Consider the following 22,264-nt stretch of genomic DNA (forward strand, 5'->3'; position numbering starts at 1 on the left):
TTGCCGGAACGGTGCCCCAAGGCTTGGGGCACGTCAATCAGGGAAATCAGCAGTCGGGCTTGTCCGCCGTAAAGCGACGGGCCGGGTTCACTGCCGCGCCGAATTCGCGCAGGGCCTTGGCGCCGATCAGCAACGGGTAGTTGAAACTGCTGCGGTCGGTCAGATTGACCTCCACGGTGCGCTTGACGTTACCCAGGCACAGCTCCAGATCCACCACCGGACGCTTGGTCGGCGCGATTTTTTCGTCGTCGTCCTCATCCTCTTCGGAGCGGGTCTTGATCTTGCTGATGCGCGCGATCTTGTGTTCATAGACCTTGTTGCTCGCACCTTTGGTCGCCAGGCGGAAGCGCACCCAGTCGTCGCCGTCGCGGGTGAACGTTTCGATGTCCTTGGCCGACAGCGAGGCGGTCAGTGCGCCGGTGTCCATCTTGGCCTTGAGCACTTCGCCACCGATTTCCGGCAGCGCGATGTATTCGTAGCGCCCGTACAGGGTCGGCTCGGCAGCCAGCACTGGAAGGGCCACCAGGGTAAGCAGGGCGAAAAAGGATTTCATGCAATAGGGCTTCCTGTGTGGATGGGGGTTTAGACCGTGACGGGTGAATTCGTTCGGTTGATCGTACCGGTGGCAAGGCAGCCAGCTTTCCCCGTCACAAGAGCAGTACAGCCTATACAAGCCAAAGTGAAACATTCGTCCACGCCGATTTGGCCTGTCGCCCGAAGCTGCTTATCATGGCCCGCCCACCCGCTTGCAAGAGTCATGTATGCGCCGCCTGCTCACCGGCTGTTTCGTCACGCTGCTGTTGTTACTCAACACCCTGGTGCTGTTCGGGCCCCTGATGGTGTTCGCCCTGCTCAAACTGATCCTGCCCGGGCGCTTTCGCGACTATGCCTCGTGGGCGGTGATGTGGATCGCCGAAACCTGGGCCGAAATCGACAAACTGATCTTCGCCCTATGCATCCCCACCCGCTGGGACATTCGCGGTGGCGCCAACCTGCGCGGCGATACGTCTTACCTGGTGATCAGCAATCACCAATCCTGGGTCGACATCCCCGCCCTGGTCCAGGCCCTCAACCGGCGCACGCCGTTCTTCAAGTTTTTCCTCAAGAAAGAACTGATCTGGGTGCCGTTCCTCGGCCTGGCCTGGTGGGCATTGGACTACCCCTTCATGAAGCGCTACACCAAGGCCTTCCTGGCCAAGAATCCGGAGCTGGCCGGCAAGGACCTGGAGATCACCCGCCAGGCCTGCGAGCTGTTCAAGCGCCAACCGGTCACCGTGGTGAACTACCTCGAAGGCACGCGCTTCACCGCCGCCAAAAGCCAACAGCAGCAGTCACCCTTCACCCACCTGCTCAAGCCCAAGGCCGGTGGCGTGGCATTCGTGCTGGCGGCGATGGGTGAACAACTGGACGCGGTACTGGACGTCACGGTGGTGTACCCGCAAGAGCGGATTCCCGGGTTCTGGGATTTGATCAGCGGCGCGGTGCCCCGGGTCATCGTCGACATCCAGACTCGCGAGCTGGACCCGGCGCTGTGGCAGGGCGATTACGAAAACGACCCGCTGTTCCGCCAGCATGTCCAGGACTGGGTCAACCAGCTCTGGAGCGAAAAGGATCAGCGCATCGCGGCCTTGCGCAGCGAGCGTGGCTGATCAGATACCGGCGCCGGCGCCCCAGATACCGCCGAGGTTTTGTAGCAGCGAACTGGCCACGCCCTGTTGGCCGAGGTATTGAAGGATCACCGGGGCAAACTGGCCAATCATGCCGCTGTCCATGCCCAGCGCACTGAAGGCGTTGTTCAGGTCACGGGTATCCTTGACGTTACCCAGCAAGCCGTCGAGCAAGGCATTTTTATCCGATCCACCACCGAGCAAGCCGCCCAAGCCATTGAGCCCGCCGATGGCGCTGTTACCGGCGATCTGATCGAGGCCCGGCACGCTTTTGCTCAACTCGGAAAACTGCGGCTCGCTGAGCTGGTTCTTCGCCAATCCCAACATTGCGCCGGCGCCGCCGATGGCCTGCTCTGGCGTGATCTTGAGCTCCGAGCCCAGTGTGTTAAGCAGCCCGGCGGCTTTCGGTGCGGCAGCCACGGCGCCCTCCCCCTGTTCAGCCTGATTGCCTTGCATTGCCGACACTACATTGGCCGCATCACTGAGGCTGAACTGTGCGAAGGCCGGGCTGGCGGCCAGCGTCAACAGGCAAGACAGGGCAAAACCGCGTGAAACCTTCATTCCGAACATCCTCTGAACCCTGAAAAACCGCCCGTGAGGGGCGGCGCAAAATCGAGCGTTGGACTGGGTTGAACGAGGATTGTTCCTGCTCTGGGATTTGCATCAGATTCGCTTTCCATGCATGAAAACTTTTCAATATTTTCAGTCACTTCCGCTTTTCATGAAGTCTTGAGTTTTTTATCACCAACGCTGATAGATCAAGCTTAACTAATTCCAAATCAACATAATCAACTGTCAGCCTTGACAGTAGTCCTCGCCGCGCATAGCCGCAACCATGTCGCCGACACGAAAAGTGGAGGCTGACACATGCGAAACATACTGACTGTCGGCGGCGCAGGAATGCTCTTGCTGATCATCGGCCATGCCCATGCCGGGGATATAACCTGTCCTGCCGTCACGCAAATCCATAGGGACACTGGAACGATAGAAGTTCAGGATGATCACGAATGGGAGAGCCACAGCCTCGTGGAAGTGGCCAACCCTGCCCTGTTGAAATTCAACGGTGCCGAGTTCGCCATTCATGAACCTGATACACATAACCAGGCGCCGACGAGGGCAACCATTACTTGCAAGTACGGTGCGATCAATCTGACCCTGGAATACCTCCAAGTCCAAGAGCCGACCCTACTGCCCTGGGCGGACAATCGCTGCGAAAGCCCGGACATCAAAACGTGCAGGTTGATCAACGCCGATGACTTTCGCGTCAGCTTTTGACGGTTGATCACCACGGATCAGTTGCCGCACCGCTGCGCCTCTAAAACGCCCTGCCATTGCCTGCGCGGTTACCGTACAGTGCCGCTTCCTCCTGCAGAGTTTGCCTATGAATGTAAAAATTGGCGGAGCGACCCTCGCGGTCATCCTGACGGGCATGCTCATAGCCTTTGGCGTCACCGAATGCCAGCGGGGCCCGCTGAATCCGGAGCTTGCCGACGACATCAGCGAAGCGCAGAAGACCTGGTTGACCATCGAGCATCGCATCAAACGCTCCGACCCGGCCCTGACCGAGGTGCGCCGCGATCAGCAGGCGCTGACGGTGCTCTACCGTCCAGGCGCTTGCGCGGATGAGTGCGAGCCCTGGGTCCCGCAGATGCTGCGCGTGGTCGGCCACGGCCTGGCGGCGCTCAATGGCGCGCCAGGAGGCAAGCAATACACGCAAGTGACGGTCAAGGCGCGACTGCTGGCCGACGATGACGTGGAACTGATCTACGACATGCAGGGCTTCGACGCCATCAAGACGCAACAGGGTGGCTACGTCACCTTTGCCAGCATGCCCCGCAACCTGAATTTCAGCGGCGCTGCATTGGCCCAGGCGCAAGACTATTGCCAAGGCCCTAGCGCCCGGGGTTTCTACCCTGAATTCTGCGACCGGGTCGGGGCCGCAACTGCACATCAATAACCGTGCGAGGAGGCTTGCCCCTCGCCACGATTGATCGTTCCCACGCTCCCGCGTGGGAATGCCGCCAGGGACGCTCCGCGTTCCGCTTCTGCAAGGTGACGCAGAGCGTCACGGGATGCATTCCCACGCAGAGCGTGGGAACGATCAGGCCGGCTGGACGTGATCGGCCGACGATTGCAAGCGCAAGCCATGGCATGACCGCCTCATGACCGCCATCTGAATATCATCTGCAATCGGTTATTTCCTCTCGGTATTGCCTACTGTCAACTCTGACAGTAGGCAACGATTTTCGCCGCCCCTAAGCTCCCGCTGTGTCAACGAAAACAAGGTCATGGGCAACCAGGCCTTTATTCATTCGGGCAAGCAGGACAATAAAAATGAACGACCGAATCAAAGGAACCGTTAAATGGTTTAACGATGCAAAGGGCTATGGCTTCATTAGTTGCGGCAAAAGCGGCGAGGAATTGTTCGTTCACTACTCGGCGATATCCGGGGAGGGCTATAAAACCTTGAAAGGGAGACAAACCGTCTCCTTTGAAATCGAGCAGGGCGCCAAAGGTATGCAGGCTACGAGAGTGATGCCGGAATAATGACCGGCCCTGCCAGTCGATGATCGCGTTATGAAAGATAGCCCAGTTATTTCCTATCTGTCTGGACCACTGTCAATCCTGACAGTAGTCCAGCCCTGCCGATCAAATGACTATCAGAACTCCAACCTCGCAAGGAATGAAAATCATGAACACAATTTTTTTTGCTGGCCTGCTGTCCATCGCTGGGCTTCTAGGCACCGTTCATACTGTGTACGCAGCAAGTTGTCCCTCTATACAAGAGATAGTAGCTACTCCATTACCCAATACCTCGCCGAATGATCCGGTAGGGTCTTACGAATATAAAGTGAGCAGTTCAGGCTGGTCGGGGCAGGCCCATGGGGACAATATCCTGTTGCTGAATGGCTTAGCACTGGAAAGCTCATCCCCAAACACCTGCGTATATGCTGTGGAGATACCAATAGACCAATATGGGAACACCAAGAAGCGAACACTGACACTCACCAAAGGGAGTTGATAACTCATTGCGTACATCCCATTTTTTTGCACGAAGCCAGCCAAGACAAATAAAAAAGGGCGACATCACTGTCGCCCTTTTTCCGTCTTGCCTACAGCCTTACGCCGCACTGAACAACTTATGCGGATCAATCACAAACTTCTTCGGCACGCCCGCATCGAACTCGCCATAGCCTTTCGGCGCATCATCCAGGCTGATCACCTGTACGCCGACGATTTCCGCGATGTTGATGCGGTCCCACATGATCGCCTGCATCAGCTGGCGGTTGTACTTCATGACCGGGGTTTGGCCGGTGTGGAAGCTGTGGGATTTGGCCCAGCCGAGGCCGAAGCGGATGCTCAGGCTGCCCATTTTCGCCGCGGCATCGACTGCGCCCGGGTCTTCGGTGACGTAGAGGCCAGGGATGCCGATCTTGCCGGCGACACGGACCACACCCATCAACGAGTTGAGCACGGTGGCCGGGGCTTCGTGCTTGACGCCGTCATGGCCATGGCCGCGGGCTTCGAAGCCTACGGCATCGACAGCACAGTCGACTTCAGGCTCGCCCAGCAGCGCAGCGATCTGTTCGTGCAACGGTGTATCGGTGGACAGGTCGGCAATTTCGAAACCCTGGGCCTTGGCGTGAGCCAGGCGGACCGGGTTGACGTCGCCGATGATCACCACCGCCGCGCCCAACAGGCGAGCGGAAGCGGCAGCCGCCAGGCCAACCGGACCGGCACCGGCGATGTACACGGTGCTGCCAGGACCCACGCCCGCGGTAACGGCGCCGTGGTAGCCGGTCGGCAGGATGTCGGACAGGCAAGTCAGGTCGCGGATTTTCTCCATGGCCTTGTCGCGGTCCGGCAGTTTCAGCAGGTTGAAGTCGGCGTACGGCACCAGCACGTATTCGGCCTGGCCACCGGTCCAATCGCCCATGTCCACGTAACCGTAGGCACCGCCGGCACGGGCCGGGTTGACGCTCAGGCAAACGCCCGTGTGTTGCTCTTTGCAGGAACGGCAGCGCCCGCAAGCCACGTTGAACGGCACCGACACCAGATCACCGATTTTCAGGTTCTCGACATCGCTGCCTTTTTCGATCACTTCACCGGTGATTTCGTGACCCAGGACCAGACCGGTCTGAGCCGTGGTACGGCCGCGCACCATGTGCTGGTCGGAGCCGCAGATGTTGGTGGAGACCACGCGCAGGATGACACCGTGCTCAATCTTCCTGCCGCGCGGGTCCTGCATTTTTGGATAGTCGATTTTCTGTACTTCGACCTTACCGTTGCCGAGATACACGACACCACGATTACCAGACATGCTTTCACCTCGCTGTTGTTTTTGTGGAACTGCGTTGCCCAGGCAGGCAGCGCGTTGATTGCTCGGGTAGTGCTTGTGTCTTGTTTCTTTACTGTTTGGGAGGGCCTCATCGCGAGCAAGCTCGCTCCCACAATTTGATCGCGTAACCCTTGCTCGCGATGTCGGCCTAAAGAACGACCGTGCGATTGGCGTTCAAGAACACCCTTCTTTCAATGTGATACCCCACGGCCCTGGCCAAGGTGAGCCCTTCGATATCCCGGCCCTTGGCGATCAGGTCCTCGGGATAGTGGCTGTGGTCCACCACTTCCACGCCCTGGGCGATGATCGGGCCTTCATCCAGGTCGTTGTTGATGTAGTGCGCCGTGGCGCCGACCAGTTTCACGCCTTTGTTGTAGGCCTGATGATACGGCTTGGCACCCTTGAAACCCGGCAGCAGGGAGTGATGGATGTTGATCGCCTTGCCGTCGAGCTTGCGACACAACTCCGGCGACAGCACCTGCATGTAGCGGGCGAGAATCACCAGCTCGGCGCCGGTGTCTTCGATCACCTGCCACACCTGCCGCTCCTGGGAGGGCTTGTCGTTCGGGTCCAGGGGAAAATGGTAGTAGGGAATCTGGTGCCAGTCGGCCAACGGCTTGAGGTCCGGGTGGTTGGACACCACGGCCACCACGTCCATGGACAACTGGCCGATGCGCTGGCGGTAGAGCAAGTCATTGAGGCAGTGATCAGCCTTGGACACCATGATCACGACTTTGGGCCGGTAGTTGGGCGCGGTCAGCTCGAAGACCATGCCAAAGGCTTCGGCACGTTCGGCCAGGCCGCTGCGGAAGTTTTGCTCGTCAAAGCCATCCGGTTGGCGAAATTCCACGCGAATGAAAAAACGCCCCGAGAGCCGGTCGTCGAAGGAATGGTGCTCAGTGACGTAGCAGCCCTGCTCGAACAGAAAGCGGGTCACCGCGTCCACCGTACCGAGCACGCTGGGGCAGTCGGCGGTGAGAATCCATGTGTCTGGGGCGCGACTCATTGCGGTGACTCCTGTTTGTTATGGGTAAAGCCTCGCCTAGCGCAGAACCCTGTGGCGAGGGGATTTATCCCCGTTGGGCTGCGAAGCGGCCCCAAAAGCTTGATGCGATCGGTCTGATACACCGAGGTGGCTGGTTGAGGGCTGCTGCGCAGCCCAGCGGGGCGGTGCGACGTTTCGCTAAATCCCCTCGCCACAAAAGTGTTCGGCTTTAGACCGTGTTTTTAGGCCTGCACGCTCAACCCATACTCAGCCGCCGCATCCTGCAACCACAGCCACCAGTAATCGGAGAAGCTGCGGCGGATCACCAGTTCCCAGGTGTCTTCGCCGGTATGGCGGATCACCAGTTGCGACTTGGCGAACACCGTACCCACGGCCTTGCCCACCGGGAAGTTGCTGGGATGTACATCGTAGCTGGTGGACTTCATCAGCACGTCGCGCACGTTCGGGCCGGACAGCTCGAGGAGCTGCTGGCCACCGCTGACGTTGACGATCTGGATATGCAGGTCGCCCAAGGCTTCGCGCAATTTTTTCTCGGCGGCGAACTCTTCACCGCTCGGCACCACCAGCAGCCACTCGTCCGGGCCGAGCCATTGCAGGCTGGTTTCGCCCTTGACGATGACGGCCAGGGCGCCTGGCAATTCCAGGCCCAGGGCCTTGTGCACACCGGCGGCGAACGCCGGGTCGTGGCCGTCGCCACGGATGGTCAGGTGGCCCAGGAGTTTTTTCTCGCGCACGGTCACACCGGCGTTCTTGCGGCCCTTGCCCACCAGGCTGGCGAGGTCGGCATGGTGCAGCGACGACTCGGCCTTGGCCCCGGTGGTTGGGCGTTGTTGGTACACGTTGACTGCGGTCATATGGAGCACCTGTCTTGAATTCTGTTGTTCCGGCATTTGTGTTGACTGTCCTGCCGCCTTCGCGAGCAAGCCCGCTCCCACATTGGATTGATGCCTGGCTCAAATTCCTTTGGCGACTTCGATCCTGTGGGAGCGGGCTTGCTCGCGAATCAGGCGACGCGGTGTAACTGCCCACCCACAGAACCAAAGTCCCTTTAGATATTCTGCCGATCCCCCTTCGGATCGAAGAACACCGAAGAAACAATCTCTGCCTCGATCACGCTGCCGTCGGCCAATGGCGCGAACACTCGTTCGCCCATCCGCTTGAGACCGCCCCTGACCACACCCATGGCAAATGAATAACCCAGGGAGTTGTGGGCGTAGCTGGAGGTCACGTGGCCGACCATGGTCATCGGGATCGCCTGCTTGGTGTTGAACACCAGTTGCGCGCCTTCCGGCAGCCAGACATTCGGGTCGATCGGCTTGAGGCCCACCAGTTGCTTGCGGTCCTCACGCACACAGTCTTCGCGATTCATGCCGCGCCAGCCGATCCACGAGAACGGTTTGGTCCGGCCTACGCACCAGCCCATGTTCAGGTCGTCCGGGGTCATCGAGCTGTCGGTGTCCTGGCCGACAATGATGAAGCCCTTCTCGGCCCGCAGTACGTGCATGGTCTCGGTGCCGTACGGGGTCAGGTTGTATTTCTTGCCCGCCTCGACGATCTGCTCGAGCACGCCCATGGCGTAGTCGGCCTGCACGTTGATTTCGTACGACAGCTCACCGGTGAACGAGATCCGGAACACCCGCGCCGGCACGCCGCCCACCAGGCCTTCCTTCCAGGTCATGAACGGGAACGCGTCCTTGTCCAGGTCGATGTCGGTGACGTCGCTCAGCAGCTTGCGGCTGTTGGGGCCCGACAGGGTCATGGTCGCCCAGTGGTCGGTGACCGAGGTGAAGTACACCTTCAGGTCCGGCCATTCGGTCTGGTGATAGATCTCCAGCCATTGCAGCACGCGCGCCGCGCCGCCAGTGGTGGTGGTCATCAGGAAGTGGTTGTCCGCCAGACAGGCCGTTACGCCGTCGTCGAAGACCATGCCGTCTTCCTTGCACATCAGGCCGTAGCGGGCCTTGCCCACGTCGAGCTTGGTCCAGGCGTTGGTGTAGACGCGGTTGAGGAACTCGCGGGCATCCGGGCCCTGGATGTCGATCTTGCCCAGGGTCGAGGCGTCGAGCAGGCCGACGCTGTCACGCACCGCCTTGCATTCGCGCTTGACCGCGGCATGCATGTCTTCGCCGTTCTTCGGGAAGTACCAAGGGCGCTTCCACTGGCCGACGTCTTCGAACTCGGCACCGTTTTTCACATGCCAGGCATGCAGCGCGGTGAAACGCACCGGCTCGAAGATGTGCCCACAGTGCCGGCCGGCCACCGCGCCGAAAGTCACCGGCGTGTAGTTCGGACGGAACATGGTGGTGCCCATCTGCGGGATGCTCACGTTCAGCGAGCGGGCCGCGATGGCCAAGCCGTTGACGTTGCCCAGTTTGCCCTGGTCGGTACCGAAGCCCAGTGCGGTGTAGCGCTTGACGTGTTCCACCGACTCGAAGCCTTCGCGGGTGGCGAGTTCGATGGCAGCGGCAGTCACGTCGTTCTGCAGGTCGACGAATTGCTTCGGCGCCCGTGCGGTGGATTTTTCGTGCGGCACCTGGAACAGCGCCAGGGTCGGCTCTTCATGACGGCTCAGGGCTTTGGGCAACACGCCCTCCACCGCTTTGAAACCGGCTTCACTGGCCGCGCGCACGCCGCCCTCGAAGCCATCGGCCAAGGTGTCGCCGAGGCTGTAGACGCCATTCACGCCGCCCACGCATACACGCTTCTGCGGTGCTTCGCCCGGTACGAAACCGAGGATGTCTTCACGCCAGATCGGCTTGCCGCCCAAGTGCGACGCCAGGTGAACCACCGGGCTGTAGCCGCCGGAAGTGGCCACCAGGTCGCAGTCCAGCCATTCGCCGGGACTGGTGACTTTATGGGCGCGGACGTCGATCGCTGCGACTCGTGCCCCGGTGACACGCTTGCTGCCACGAGCCTCGACCACGGCGCTGCCGGTGAGGATGCGAATACCTTTGGCACGCGCCTCTTCTACCAGCGCACCACGAGGGTTGGCGCGGGCATCGGCGATAGCCACCACTTGCAGGCTGGCGTCGATCCAGTCCAGGGCTACGCGATAGGCGTGGTCGTTGTTGGTGCTCAACACCAGTTTCTTGCCCGGTGCCACGCCGTAGCGACGCACGTAGGTCGACACAGCGCCGGCCAGCATGTTGCCCGGCACGTCGTTGTTGCCGTAGACCAGCGGGCGCTCGCAGGCGCCGGTCGCCAGCACCACGCGCTTGGCGCGGACACGGTTGATACGCTGGCGAACCTGGCCAATCGGCGCACGATCACCGAGGTGGTCGGTAAGGCGCTCGTGGATGGTCAGGAAGTTATGGTCGTGGTAACCGTTCACCGTGGCACGAGGCAGCAACACCACTTCGGGCATCGAGCGCAGTTCAGCAACCACAGCCGCGACCCATTCGGTCGCCGGCTTGCCGTCCAGGCTCTCGCGGGAATCGAGCAGGCTGCCGCCGAACTCTTCCTGCTCATCGGCCAGAATGACGCGCGCACCGCTGCGGGCCGCGGCCAGTGCGGCGGCCAAACCGGCAGGGCCGGCGCCGACGATCAGCACGTCGCAGTGACGGTTCATGTAGTCGTAGGTGTCCGGATCGTTCTCGGTCGGCGAGCGACCTAGCCCTGCGGCCTTGCGGATGTACTTCTCGTAGGTCATCCAGAACGATTGCGGGTACATGAAGGTTTTGTAGTAGAAGCCCGGCGGCATCAGCTTGCCGCCGACCTTGCCGAGAATGCCCATCATGTCGTTGTTCACATTCGGCCAGCCATTGGTGCTGGTGGCGACCAAACCTTGGTACAGCGCCTGTTGCGTGGCGCGCACGTTAGGGATCTGCGTGGCTTCGGTGGCACCGATCTGCAGCACCGCGTTCGGCTCCTCAGCGCCGGCAGCAAAGATGCCGCGCGGGCGGGAATACTTGAAGCTGCGGCCAATGATGTCGACGCCGTTGGCCAGCAGTGCAGCGGCCAGGGAATCGCCTTCAAAGCCTTTGTAGGTCTGGCCGTTGAAGGTGAAGCTCAGCACTTTGTTGCGGTCGATCCGTCCACCGTTGGACAGGCGATTGATCTGGCTCATACCTTCTCTCCCAGAGCCTGTGCAGCCGCTTTCGGACTGTCAGCCTTGTCGGTGAACTGCGGCTTTTGGCCGATCTTGTAGGTTTCGAGAATCTCGTAGGTCACGGTGTCACGGGTCACGTTGAAGTACTGACGGCAACCGGCGACGTGGTCCCACAGTTCATGGTGCAACCCGCGTGGGTTGTCACGGAAGAACATGTAGTCGCCCCACTCCTCGTCGGTGCAGGCGTTCGGATCCAGCGGACGCGGGATATGCGCCTGGCCGGATGCATGGAATTCCTCTTCGGAGCGCAGTTCGCCGCAGTGAGGACAGAAGATATGCAACATAGGGATTTCTCCTGTTAGTGGGCGACGGCGGCAGCGCCGTGTTCGTCGATCAGTGCGCCGTTGTGGAAACGGTCGATGGAAAACGGCGCGGCCAGTGGGTGCATTTCACCCTTGGCCAGGCTTGCAGCGAAGACGTTGCCCGAGCCCGGGGTGGCCTTGAAGCCGCCGGTGCCCCAACCGCAGTTGAAGAACATGTTCGGCACCGGGGTCTTGGAGATGATCGGGCAGGCGTCCGGCGTGGTGTCGACGATGCCGCCCCACTGGCGGTTCATGCGCACTCGCGAAAGCACCGGGAACATCTCGACGATGGCCTGGACCGTGTGTTCGATCACCGGGTACGAGCCGCGCTGGCCGTAGCCGTTGTAGCCGTCGATACCGGCACCGATCACCAGGTCACCCTTGTCGGACTGGCTGATGTAGCCGTGCACGGCGTTGGACATGATCACGCTGTCGATAATCGGCTTGATCGGCTCGGACACCAGCGCTTGCAGCGGGTGGGATTCGATCGGCAGGCGGAAGCCCGCGAGTTTGGCCATGTGCCCGGAGTTACCGGCGGTCACCACGCCGACGCGCTTGGCGCCGATGAAGCCCTTGTTGGTTTCCACACCGATGCACACGCCGTTTTCCTTACGGAAACCGATCACTTCGGTCTGCTGGATCAGGTCCACGCCCAACGCGTCCGCCGCCCGGGCAAAGCCCCAGGCCACGGCATCGTGACGGGCCACGCCGCCGCGACGCTGGACGGTGGCGCCCATCACCGGGTAGCGGGTGTTTTTCGAGCAATCCAGGTACGGGATCTCGTCGGCCACTTGCTTGGCGTTGAGCAGTTCGCCGTCCACGCCGTTGAGGCGGTTGGCGCTGACCCGGCGCTCGGAATCACGGATGTCCTGCAGGGTGTGGCACAGGTTGTAGACGCCACGCTGGGAGAACATCACGTTGTAGTTCAGGTCCTGGGACAGGCCTTCCCAGAGTTTCATCGCGTGTTCGTACAGGTGGGCCGATTCGTCCCACAGGTAGTTGGAGCGCACGATGGTGGTGTTGCGCGCGGTGTTACCGCCGCCCAGCCAGCCTTTCTCGACCACGGCCACGTTGGTGATGCCGTGTTCCTTGGCCAGGTAATAGGCGGTCGCCAGACCATGCCCGCCGCCGCCGACGATGACCACGTCGTAGACTTTTTTCGGGGTCGGCGTACGCCACATCCGCTGCCAGTTTTCGTGATGGCTGAGTGAGTGTTTGAAGAGGCCGAAGCCCGAATAGCGTTGCATAGTCATTACTCCAAAACCGACTCAGCGATAAACCGGGAAGTCCGCGCACAGGGCCGCCACTTGCTGGGCAACGTTGGCCTCGACATCGGCGTCGCCGAGGTTGTCGAGGATGTCGCAGATCCAGCCGGCCAGCGTCACGCACTGGGTAACCTTGAAGCCACGGGTGGTCACCGCCGGGGTACCGATGCGCAGGCCCGACGTCACGAATGGCGATTGCGGGTCGTTCGGCACGGCGTTCTTGTTGACGGTGATGTGGGCGCGGCCCAGGGCAGCATCGGCGTCCTTGCCGGTCAGGCCCTGACGGATCAGGCTGACCAGGAACAGGTGGTTATCGGTGCCACCGGACACTACATCGTAGCCGCGCTTGATGAACACGCCAGCCATGGCCTGGGCGTTATCGATCACTTGCTGCTGATAAGCCTTGAAGCCAGGCTCCGCCGCCTCCTTGAAGCACACCGCCTTGCCGGCGATCACGTGCATCAGCGGGCCACCCTGGGCGCCCGGGAATACCGCGGCGTTGAGCTTTTTCTCGATCTCTTCGTTGGCCTTGGCCAGGATCAGGCCACCACGTGGACCGCGCAGGGTCTTGTGGGTGGTGGTGGTGACCACGTCGGCGTACGGCAGCGGGTTCGGGTACAGACCGGCGGCGACCAGACCGGCCACGTGGGCCATGTCGACGAACAGCAGGGCACCGACTTTGTCGGCGATCTGACGGAAACGTGGGAAGTCGAGGGTCTTGGAGTAAGCCGAGAAACCGGCCACGATCATTTTCGGCTTGTGCTCGACCGCCAGGCGCTCGACTTCGTCGTAGTCGATCAGGCCGGTGGTGGTGTCGATGCCATATTGCACCGCGTTGTAGAGCTTGCCCGAGGACGACACTTTGGCGCCGTGGGTCAGGTGACCGCCATGGGCCAGGCTCATGCCCAGGATGGTGTCGCCGGCCTGCAGCAAGGCCAGGTACACGGCGCTGTTGGCCGAAGACCCGGAGTGCGGCTGGACGTTGGCGTAGTCGGCACCGAACAGTTGCTTGGCGCGTTCGATGGCCAGGGCTTCGACTTTGTCGACGTGCTCACAGCCACCGTAGTAGCGCTTGCCCGGATAGCCTTCGGCGTACTTGTTGGTCAGGCCGCTGCCCTGGGCCTGCATCACACGCTTGCTGGTGTAGTTTTCTGACGCGATCAGCTCGATGTGATCTTCCTGGCGTTGCTCTTCGGCGTTCATCGCCGCCAGCAGTGCATCGTCGTAACCTTGAATCTGATCTTGCTTGCTGAACATCGCGTCTCTCCCAGCGGCGGCGGTGCGCCTTTCGTCTCGGTGAGGCACGGACCATTCGGTCGTGCCCTTTGGATGCGATGGTATGGCCGGCGCAGGCAGGTCAAATGCCTATGGACGCCACACAAAGGTGCGTTTACGACATGCGCTCAAATGGAATGGAACACTGACCCTGTGGCGATCTGGCGAACCACGAGCAAGACCAGGAAATGCGCCGGATAAAGGCCGTACGCCCAACGCCGCATCGCCGGCGGATGAAGGCGACCGGCCTGGCGCAACAGCAACAGCCCCAGCCCTGGCGCAAACAGGCAAGCCAGCAGCCCCCACAGCGCCACCGCATCCCCCAGCCACGCCGCGCCATACAAGACCCGCCATTGATTCGCCGCTACGCACACCAACCCTGGCAATAGCGCGAAATACCAGGGCCGGCGCAACACCAGCAGCATCGCCAGCGGCAGCAGCACGCCGAAGAAGCCGAACATCAATTGCGACGAAAACAACGCCGCCAACAGCAACGCCCCCACCGCCAGGCCTCGCGCCTCCAGGGTCGGCGTCTGCCAGCTACGCGCCACCAACAGCCCCAGGGTCAGGGTTGGCAGTACATTCAGGGTGGCAGGGTCGGGGAAGAACAGTCGGTAGGGAATCTCGCTCACGGCGCTGAACAACAGCAGCCAGCCCAGATAACGCCACGGGCTGGCGCTGGCCCCGGCACGCCCCAGGTTCGCCGCCATCGCCAGGCAGAACCACGGGAACGCCAGGCGTCCAGGCACATAGAGCCAATCGACGGAGAAGCCGACATATCGAAGATGATCGAACACCATTGCCAGCAGAGCCAGCCACTTGAGCAGGTCAAGTGCCCCGTCACGGCGACTCATGTGTACAGCGGCCCAATGGCTTTGTGACTTTCTGACAGCAACATCCGGTGTGTTCCCTCGCTAATCTTGGGTAAAGTGCGCACCAGCATCGACCACGGCGCTGCAGACCCAAGCACGCCGAACCAATGGAACCCCTCACCCGGGGAATTCCGCCAGGGAACTCTTTACCCAGGACTCTCTACCTCAGGAGCAAGGCCATGACCGACAAGAGTCAACAGTTTGCCAGCGACAACTATTCCGGTATTTGCCCCGAAGCCTGGGCCGCCATGGAAGAAGCCAACCAGGGCCATCAGCGCGCCTACGGTGACGACGAATGGACCCATCGCGCGGCGGATGATTTCCGGGCCTTGTTCGAAACCGACTGCGAAGTGTTCTTCGCGTTCAATGGCACGGCGGCCAACTCCCTGGCGCTGTCCTCACTGTGCCAGAGTTACCACAGCGTGATCTGCTCGGAAACCGCCCACGTCGAAACCGACGAATGTGGCGCGCCAGAGTTTTTCTCCAATGGTTCCAAGCTGTTGGTCGCACGCACTGAAAACGGCAAGCTGACCCCCGAGTCGATCCGCGAGATCGCCCTCAAGCGCCAGGACATTCATTATCCCAAGCCACGGGTCGTGACCCTGACCCAGGCCACGGAAGTCGGCAGCGTCTACACCCCGGATGAAATCCGCGCCATCAGCGTCACCTGCAAGGAGCTGGGGCTGAACCTGCACATGGACGGCGCGCGCTTTTCCAATGCCTGCGCCTTCCTCGGCTGCTCCCCGGCGGACCTGACCTGGAAGGTCGGCGTGGACGTGTTGTGCTTCGGCGGTACGAAAAACGGCATGGCGGTGGGTGAAGCGATCCTGTTCTTCAATCACGACCTGGCGGTGGACTTCGACTACCGCTGCAAACAAGCCGGGCAACTGGCCTCGAAAATGCGCTTTCTCTCCGCGCCCTGGGTCGGCCTGCTGCACAACGATGCCTGGCTCAAGCACGCTCGCCACGCCAACCGCTGCGCCCAATTGCTCGCGCAACTGGTCAGCGACATTCCCGGCGTGGAACTGATGTTCCCGGTCCAGGCCAACGGCGTGTTCCTGCAACTCTCGGAACCGGCCATCGCCGCGCTCACGGCCAAGGGCTGGCGCTTCTACACCTTCATCGGCAAGGGCGGCGCACGCTTCATGTGCTCGTGGGATACCGAAGAAGCACGAGTGCGGGAATTGGCGGCGGATATTCGGGAAGTGATGGCGGGCTAAGTAAAGACTCACTCAAGACCGCTCCCCACCACTGCTTGGGCCGGGGACATGGTTAACCTGTGGCGAGGGGATTTATCCCCGTTGGGGCGCGAAGCGGCCCCAAAACAGCCGACTCTGATTGATCTGACACACCGGGGTGCCTGGTTTTAGGGCTGCTTCGCAGCCCAACGGGGATAAATCCCCTCGCCACAAGAGCTCATCACCCGCCAGAGAGAACGGATCAAAACTCGATCCGCACATCCCCCTTCGGCACGCTGCAGCACGACAGGATGTAACCCTCGGCCTCGTCGTCCTCGGTGATCCCGCCGTTGTGGTCCATTTCCACTTCCCCGCCCAGCTTCAATACCTTGCACGTTCCGCAGATGCCCATGCCGCAGGCCTTGGGGATCATCATGCCGAGTTTTGCAGCGGCAGCGTGGACGGTTTCTCCGGGGCCCACGCGAATGCTTTTGCCGGAAGAGGTGAACTCCACCAGGTGCAGGTCCGCGGCGTCGACTTCCGGCGCATCGGCGGCCTGTTCGGCCTGTTCCACGGCGTCGGCGCGGGCTTCCGGTGGCGTGGCGCCGAAGGACTCCTCGTGATAACGCTTCATGTCGAAACCGGCGTTCTCCAATAGACGCTTGACCGCATTCATGTACGGCGTCGGGCCGCAGCAGAATACTTCGCGCTCCAGGAAGTCCGGCGCCATCAGTTCCAGCATCTTGTGGTTCAGGTAGCCACGATAACCAGCCCAGGGTTCGCCCAGGCCATGTTTTTCACAAATCAGATGCAGATTGAAGTTGTCGATCCGCGACGCCATGTGCTCCAGCTCGCGGTGGTAGATGATGTCCTTGGGCGAGCGGGCGCTGTGGATGAACACCATGTCGACGTTGGCGTTGGTGTCGTAGTACCAGCGCGCCATGGACATCACCGGGGTAATCCCGACGCCGCCGCTGAGGTAGAGCACCTTGGGGCTGGAGAAGTCGATGGCGTTGAACAAGCCCACCGGCCCGTGCACCGCCAGCTCCTGGCCCTCGTGCAGGGTGTCGTGCAGCCAGTTGGACACCTTGCCCCCCGGCACGCGCTTGATGGTCACCGAAAAACTGTAGGGCACCGACGGCGAGCTGGAGATCGTGTAGGAACGCATGACCGGCTGGCCTTCGATTTCCAGCTCCAGGGTGACAAACTGCCCCGGCTTGAAAAAGAACATGATTGGCTGGTCGGCCATGAAGCAGAACGTGCGCACATCCCAGGTTTCCTGGATGACTTTGACGCAACGTACGATATGTCGGCCATTGGCCCAGGTCTGGGTCGTGACCGGGTTCAGGAAGTTATTGGACATGCTGATCTCCACGGCCGACTGCCGGCCTTCATGTTGGCGATTGTGCGCAGGCGCCTGAACGGCCATTTACCTATCTGCGACATTCACATACTTATCGCGACCAGCCCTTAACTACCGGGCCTTACGCGTCGGGAACAGATTGGGCCATGTCGCCCATGGATAAGGTTCGGCCCCTGCGCGGGCCCACACTCGCCCCAACAGACAAACACTATTTTTCACCTTGCGTAGCACAACCGATCAGCCACTTTTTTGATGGTCACGTAGAGGGCCATGAGGATAAAACGATGGACGTCACCACTACCCTGAGCCTGGGCGATCCGCTGGAACCCGCACGCAAGGCCACCGCACAGATGCTACAGGAGCGCGAGCGCACGTTCTCGCTGCCTCAGCCGTTCTACAGCGATGAGCGCCTGTTTGATATCGACATGCAGGAAATCTTCCAGAAGGAATGGTTGATCGCCGGCATGACCTGCGAAATCCCGGCCAAGGGCAATTACCTGACCCTGCAAGTCGGCAAGAACCCGATCATCGTGATCCGCGGCGCCGACGGCGTGGTGCATGCCTTCCATAACGTTTGCCGTCACCGTGGTTCACGGTTGTGCACCAGTGAAAAGGGCAAGGTCGCCAAACTGGTTTGCCATTACCACCAGTGGACCTACGAACTGGACGGCCGCCTGCTGTTCGCCGGCACCGAAATGGGCGCCGACTTCGACATGAAGCAATACGGCTTGAAACCCGTGAACGTGAAGACCGCCGGTGGCTACATCTTCATCAGCCTGGCGCAGAACCCGCCGGCCATTGATGACTTCCTGGCGACCTTGACCCATTACATGGAACCCTACGACATGGAAAACACCAAGGTGGCGGTGCAAACCACCTTGATGGAAAAGGCCAACTGGAAGCTGGTGCTGGAAAACAACCGCGAGTGCTACCACTGCGGCGGCGCGCACCCGGAACTGCTCAAGACCCTGCTGGAATGGGACGACGTCACCGACCCGCGGGCCGACCAGGCCTTCAAGGACCACGTGGCCGCCTCCGCCGCCGCCTGGGATGCCGAGAAGATCCCTTACGCTCACGCCAGCTTCGGCCTGCGTAACCGCATCGTGCGCATGCCGCTGCTCAAAGGCACCGTGTCGATGACCATGGACGGCAAGCAAGGCTGCGCCAAGCTGATGGGCCGCATCAAGAACCCGGACCTGGGCTCGATGCGCATCCTGCACCTGCCGCACTCGTGGAACCACTGCATGGGCGACCACATCATTGTGTTCACCGTATGGCCGATCAGCGCCCAGGAAACCATGGTCACCACCAAGTGGATCGTGCACAAGGACGCAGTCGAAGGCGTGGACTACGACGTGGCGCGCATGCGCCAGGTCTGGGACGCCACCAACGACCAGGACCGTCGCCTGGCCGAAGAAAACCAGCGCGGCATCAACTCCACCGCCTACCAGCCTGGCCCGTACTCCAAGACCTATGAGTTCGGCGTGGTGAACTTCGTGGACTGGTACAGCGAGCGCATGCTCAACAACCTGGGGGCCGAGCCAGCGCCGTACCTCAAGGGCGTTCCGGTCCAGGGCTAAGTCAGAAGCATCGCGAGCAAGCTCGCTCCCACAGGTTTTGTGAACGACACAGAACCCCTGTGGGAGCGAGCTTGCTCGCGATAGCGGCCTAGAGGACGCCGATTACTTCGACGACCACCGCACCGACCCATCCTCCCCATAAAACGTCTCTTCGATGTTCTCCCCCACCAACCGCACCTTCACATACCCGTTCAACACCCGCTCCGGATACGCCTCGTCCCCGGCCAACTGGGTTTCCGACCACAGCACCCGGGCATGCCCGTTCAGTTCGCTGGTGGTGCCGTAGGGAATCGCCCCGTGCCCGGCGCAGCGCGCGTGCAGCCCGCCCTGGGTGGCGTAGCAGATACCGTTGTGCAAGTGGCCCCAGTACCAGTAATCCGGCTCACGCCCCAAGGCATCGCACACCGGCTGGTAAAGCGCAGTCTTGTGATGCCCGGAGATATCGAAGCCCTGGTGATGGCTGAGCACCATCAGTTTCTTGCGCTTGGGCAGGCTTTTCATCCACTCGATCTGCTGGGTGTTGAGGGTACCGTCCATGTACAGGTTCATCGCGTCCGAGGCGTAGGCGCTGTCGAGGCCGACCACCAGCCAGTCGTCGTTGTACAAGGCAAAGTAACTGGTGCCCTGCTGCACCGGGAAACGCTTGGCCAGTTCCTTGAAATAACCATGGGCACCGCTGTACATCTCGTGGTTGGAGTTGAGGGTGAACGAGCCATGCTTGCCCTGGGGCCAGCCGACCATATCGACGTCTTCCTGGGAATGGGTGCCGGCGTAGTACACATCGCCCAAGTGGATGGTGAAGTCGGCCTGGGCCAATTGCATCTGATTGGCGACGGCCACCGCTGGCGCATGGCTGTCGAAAGGCCCGGTACCCCAGTCGCCGGCGATGGCCAGTATCACGTCGCTGTCCATTTTCACCAGCGCCGGGTTGGTGGCGAACGGCGCATGGTGGCGCAGGTTCTCGATCCACTTGAGCAGCGCCTCGCTCCACAACAAATCCAGCAACTCCCATTTGCGACAACCAAGCAAGGTACCGTCCTTGAGCACCCGTGTCGGCAGTTCGTCCTCGCTTTGCGGCAAGGGCTTGGCGCTGCCGATCTTCAGGATCGACAAGCCGTGGGCCAGTTCCCAGGGCACGGCCGGTTCATCATCCGGCAGGTCGCCGTGGTCAATGACGTGCTGCGCCTGGTCGTGCCCCCTTTGCAGCAACTTGACGATGGCCTGGAACTCCTCGGGTTCCAGATCGTTGACGAGTTTCTTCCAGGACATCTCCAGCCGCGTGACCAACCCGTGCAGACGGACCTTGACCTTGTCGAACTCATGTTCCCAATGGTGCAGTAATGACATGTGGACGCTCCTTCGCAGTGCCCTGGGCTACAGGGTTTTCATGAATTCGATCAGGGCCCGTTTGTCGACGTCCGACAGCTGCGTGCCATACAGGTGACCGCTGTTGTGGTTGCCTTCCAGGCGGGTGTCGTATTTGAAATCCGCCGACGCCTTCATCTGCGCGCCGCTGGTGATAAAGCCAACCTTCTCCTGGTCGTAGATGTCGGAGCCGGTGTAGAACACTGGCGGCCGTTGCTCTGGCGGTTGCAGCAAATCCCACAGGGTCGGCACCGAGCCGTTGTGCAGGTATGGCGCCCGCAGCCAGACGCCGTCGGTGGGGGTGTTGCTGTAGCTCTGGGTCTTGCGGTAGGCGCTGAAGTCGAACGGTGGTTTCTTGAAGCCATGGAACGCCGTCACCAAGCCGGTGGTGAACGAGTTCAGGCGATGGGGATCGGTGCCCAACTGGTCGATGTTGGTTGTGACCTGGCCCGTGTCGGTGCGGCCGAAGTCGTGGCAACCGGCGCAGTTTTTCTCCCAGATCGGTTTGCCCTGGGCGACTTTCGCCTGGTCCAGGGCGAACGGCCAGGCGGGCGCCTTGTGCCCCAGCAACCAATTGGTCACCCGGTTGAAACTCGGTGGCAGTACCGATTGCGGCGTCGCGCCCACGGCCATGGCCGCGGCGTAATTGCGCTCATGGATGTTGTTGTTATTGCCATCCCAGTGCAGATACAGCGACTCACGAGGCTTCTGGTTCCAGACCTGGGGCAAGTCCACGGTGCCAATGGTTGAGTCATCCGGGAAGCCGAACACCACCATTTTGGTCGGGTTGAAAGTGTCGGTCCGGCCCGGCCCCTGGGCTGGACGCAGTTTCTGCCAGGCGTAGGCCTGCTTCTGCTTGAGCAACGCACTCTTGGCCATCGGAATGATCAGGTAACGGTTGTACAGCTTTTCGAAAAAACCCAGTTGGAACTTGCTGTTGATCGCCGCCATCACCGCATCCGGGGTGAATTTCGGGTCACTGGCGCAATCGTAGGCGAACCATTGGAAGGCTTGCAGTTGCAGCGTATTGGCCGGCGCAGTGGCGACCGGAACCGCGACATCCGTGGCATTGGCCCGGTAAGAGCCGGTGTGGCACAGGGCGCAGTTGGGCTCCACGGTGGGATAGCCGAGCTGCCGCTTGGCCATGCCGATGGGCAAGTCGTTGCCGTTTTCATAGAGGAACCCGAACACCTCGTAGCCGCCCGGCTTGGGCAGTTTTTCCGGGCACATCTGCGGCAATACGGCGAACAGGTAATACGGGATGCGCGCCTCGATGCCCAGGCCGATGGCGGCGTATTTGTAATGATCTTCATCGGAGGCAAAGTCTGGCTGTGGCACTTCGCGGATCATCTGGTACCAGGTCTGGTAGCCGATGAAACCCAGGACCAGCACAACCACCAGCGTGCCGACCTTGAAGCCGTGACTGTGCCAGCGCCGCGCCCAGCCGGCACGCCATTCCCGCCAACCGGCGCAGAGCAGGGCCAGGGGTCGATTGGCCACCGGGCAGCCCAGGTACAACAGCACGCCCAGGATCAGGAACATACTCAAGTCGCCCATCAACATGGGAACGAACAATGGGCCCTGGTTGTTGGTGTTGATCAAGTAGATCCAGAACACCACCGCCACCAACCGCGACAGCACGCACAACCACGAATGCACCACGAAACGCGGCGCGTTGAACCCCGACGGCATGTAGAACAGGCTGATCCCCACCAGCAACATGCCGCTGTTTTCCAGCCAGGGATCGGACAACACGGGTGGCAAGCCGAGCATGGACGTCAGCAACGCCGGCGCGAACAGCGCCGGAATCGCGAAGACCATGTTCATGACAATCCCCACCCAGATGATGCGTTGGAACCAGCGGATGTAAGTGTTCATGGCATCCTTTTCCTTATTCTTGGCTCACGATATGCGGCGCTCTGACGATCGCCATCGCGAGCAAGC

General features: G+C 61.1%; 20 protein-coding genes. 7 read left to right on the forward strand and 13 right to left on the reverse strand.

Annotated elements, in window-relative coordinates; translation table 11 throughout:
* Window positions 1-46 precede the first annotated feature (46 nt).
* Window positions 47-553, reverse strand: coding sequence for an ATP-dependent zinc protease (locus LOY70_RS27490; protein ID WP_265031632.1), 507 nt, complete (start codon window positions 551-553; stop codon window positions 47-49).
* Window positions 554-761: 208 nt separating this feature from the next.
* Here LOY70_RS27490 and LOY70_RS27495 point away from each other — a divergent pair, with 208 nt between their 5' ends.
* Window positions 762-1,649 (forward strand): acyltransferase, encoded by an 888-nt coding sequence (locus LOY70_RS27495; protein ID WP_265031634.1) that lies wholly within the window; start codon window positions 762-764, stop codon window positions 1,647-1,649.
* Here the strand turns inward: LOY70_RS27495 and LOY70_RS27500 are convergent, their stop codons facing one another.
* Window positions 1,650-2,228 (reverse strand): DUF2780 domain-containing protein, encoded by a 579-nt coding sequence (locus tag LOY70_RS27500; RefSeq protein WP_123343758.1) that lies wholly within the window; start codon window positions 2,226-2,228, stop codon window positions 1,650-1,652.
* A 306-nt stretch (window positions 2,229-2,534) separates the two neighbouring features.
* On the opposite strand from LOY70_RS27500, the gene LOY70_RS27505 reads away from it, so the two are divergent.
* From LOY70_RS27505 to LOY70_RS27520, 4 genes are all read left to right on the forward strand, one after another.
* A complete protein-coding gene (locus LOY70_RS27505; protein ID WP_265031636.1) occupies window positions 2,535-2,942 on the forward strand; it encodes a DUF3757 domain-containing protein in 408 nt (135 codons plus the stop codon).
* 106 nt (window positions 2,943-3,048) lie between these two features.
* Window positions 3,049-3,624 carry a hypothetical protein gene (locus LOY70_RS27510; protein ID WP_265031638.1) on the forward strand — a complete coding sequence of 192 codons (576 nt, stop codon included), beginning with the start codon at window positions 3,049-3,051 and terminating at the stop codon, window positions 3,622-3,624.
* A gap of 377 nt (window positions 3,625-4,001) precedes the next feature.
* Complete coding sequence (locus tag LOY70_RS27515) at window positions 4,002-4,214, forward strand: cold-shock protein (RefSeq protein ID WP_265031640.1); 213 nt, start codon at window positions 4,002-4,004, stop codon at window positions 4,212-4,214.
* Between the two features lie 145 nt (window positions 4,215-4,359).
* On the forward strand, window positions 4,360-4,689 hold the full coding sequence (locus tag LOY70_RS27520) for a hypothetical protein (RefSeq protein ID WP_265031642.1): 330 nt from the start codon (window positions 4,360-4,362) through the stop codon (window positions 4,687-4,689).
* A gap of 99 nt (window positions 4,690-4,788) precedes the next feature.
* Here LOY70_RS27520 and fdhA read toward each other — a convergent pair whose 3' ends face one another.
* From fdhA to LOY70_RS27560, 8 genes are all read right to left on the reverse strand, one after another.
* On the reverse strand, window positions 4,789-5,988 hold the full coding sequence (fdhA, locus tag LOY70_RS27525) for a formaldehyde dehydrogenase, glutathione-independent (RefSeq protein WP_072405820.1): 1,200 nt from the start codon (window positions 5,986-5,988) through the stop codon (window positions 4,789-4,791).
* Between the two features lie 166 nt (window positions 5,989-6,154).
* Window positions 6,155-7,012 (reverse strand): formyltetrahydrofolate deformylase, encoded by an 858-nt coding sequence (purU, locus tag LOY70_RS27530; protein ID WP_025215861.1) that lies wholly within the window; start codon window positions 7,010-7,012, stop codon window positions 6,155-6,157.
* 221 nt (window positions 7,013-7,233) lie between these two features.
* A complete protein-coding gene (locus tag LOY70_RS27535; protein ID WP_265031646.1) occupies window positions 7,234-7,866 on the reverse strand; it encodes a sarcosine oxidase subunit gamma in 633 nt (210 codons plus the stop codon).
* Between the two features lie 194 nt (window positions 7,867-8,060).
* Complete coding sequence (locus LOY70_RS27540; protein ID WP_265031648.1) at window positions 8,061-11,078, reverse strand: sarcosine oxidase subunit alpha; 3,018 nt, start codon at window positions 11,076-11,078, stop codon at window positions 8,061-8,063.
* On the reverse strand, window positions 11,075-11,404 hold the full coding sequence (locus LOY70_RS27545; RefSeq protein WP_014340581.1) for a sarcosine oxidase subunit delta: 330 nt from the start codon (window positions 11,402-11,404) through the stop codon (window positions 11,075-11,077). Before LOY70_RS27545 ends, LOY70_RS27540 begins: the two co-directional genes overlap by 4 nt.
* Window positions 11,405-11,418: 14 nt before the next feature.
* Window positions 11,419-12,669, reverse strand: a complete 1,251-nt coding sequence (locus LOY70_RS27550) for a sarcosine oxidase subunit beta (RefSeq protein ID WP_003177603.1) — start codon at window positions 12,667-12,669, stop codon at window positions 11,419-11,421.
* 21 nt (window positions 12,670-12,690) lie between these two features.
* Window positions 12,691-13,944 (reverse strand): serine hydroxymethyltransferase, encoded by a 1,254-nt coding sequence (gene glyA / locus LOY70_RS27555; RefSeq protein WP_047228145.1) that lies wholly within the window; start codon window positions 13,942-13,944, stop codon window positions 12,691-12,693.
* Window positions 13,945-14,090: 146 nt separating this feature from the next.
* Window positions 14,091-14,816, reverse strand: a complete 726-nt coding sequence (locus tag LOY70_RS27560) for a conjugal transfer protein TraX (RefSeq protein ID WP_265031665.1) — start codon at window positions 14,814-14,816, stop codon at window positions 14,091-14,093.
* A 197-nt stretch (window positions 14,817-15,013) separates the two neighbouring features.
* On the opposite strand from LOY70_RS27560, the gene LOY70_RS27565 reads away from it, so the two are divergent.
* A complete protein-coding gene (locus LOY70_RS27565; RefSeq protein WP_123416106.1) occupies window positions 15,014-16,054 on the forward strand; it encodes a threonine aldolase family protein in 1,041 nt (346 codons plus the stop codon).
* Between the two features lie 220 nt (window positions 16,055-16,274).
* On the opposite strand, the gene gbcB is transcribed toward LOY70_RS27565, so the two are convergent.
* Entirely contained in the window at window positions 16,275-17,375 is a 1,101-nt protein-coding gene (gene gbcB / locus LOY70_RS27570; RefSeq protein ID WP_265031668.1) for a glycine-betaine demethylase subunit GbcB, read from the reverse strand.
* 284 nt (window positions 17,376-17,659) lie between these two features.
* Between gbcB and gbcA the strand changes: the two genes are divergently transcribed.
* Window positions 17,660-18,955: a glycine-betaine demethylase subunit GbcA gene (gene gbcA / locus LOY70_RS27575; protein ID WP_265031670.1), complete on the forward strand. Its 1,296-nt coding sequence runs from the start codon at window positions 17,660-17,662 to the stop codon at window positions 18,953-18,955.
* 102 nt (window positions 18,956-19,057) lie between these two features.
* Here the strand turns inward: gbcA and LOY70_RS27580 are convergent, their stop codons facing one another.
* Together LOY70_RS27580 and LOY70_RS27585 are read right to left on the reverse strand one after the other, a co-directional pair.
* Window positions 19,058-20,302: a metallophosphoesterase gene (locus tag LOY70_RS27580; RefSeq protein ID WP_265031672.1), complete on the reverse strand. Its 1,245-nt coding sequence runs from the start codon at window positions 20,300-20,302 to the stop codon at window positions 19,058-19,060.
* A gap of 27 nt (window positions 20,303-20,329) precedes the next feature.
* Complete coding sequence (locus tag LOY70_RS27585) at window positions 20,330-22,198, reverse strand: hypothetical protein (protein ID WP_265031673.1); 1,869 nt, start codon at window positions 22,196-22,198, stop codon at window positions 20,330-20,332.
* Between the last annotated feature and the right edge of the window lie 66 nt (window positions 22,199-22,264).

The sequence above is a fragment of the Pseudomonas sp. B21-054 genome (assembly GCF_026016345.1).
Taxonomy (GTDB): Bacteria; Pseudomonadota; Gammaproteobacteria; order Pseudomonadales; family Pseudomonadaceae; genus Aquipseudomonas.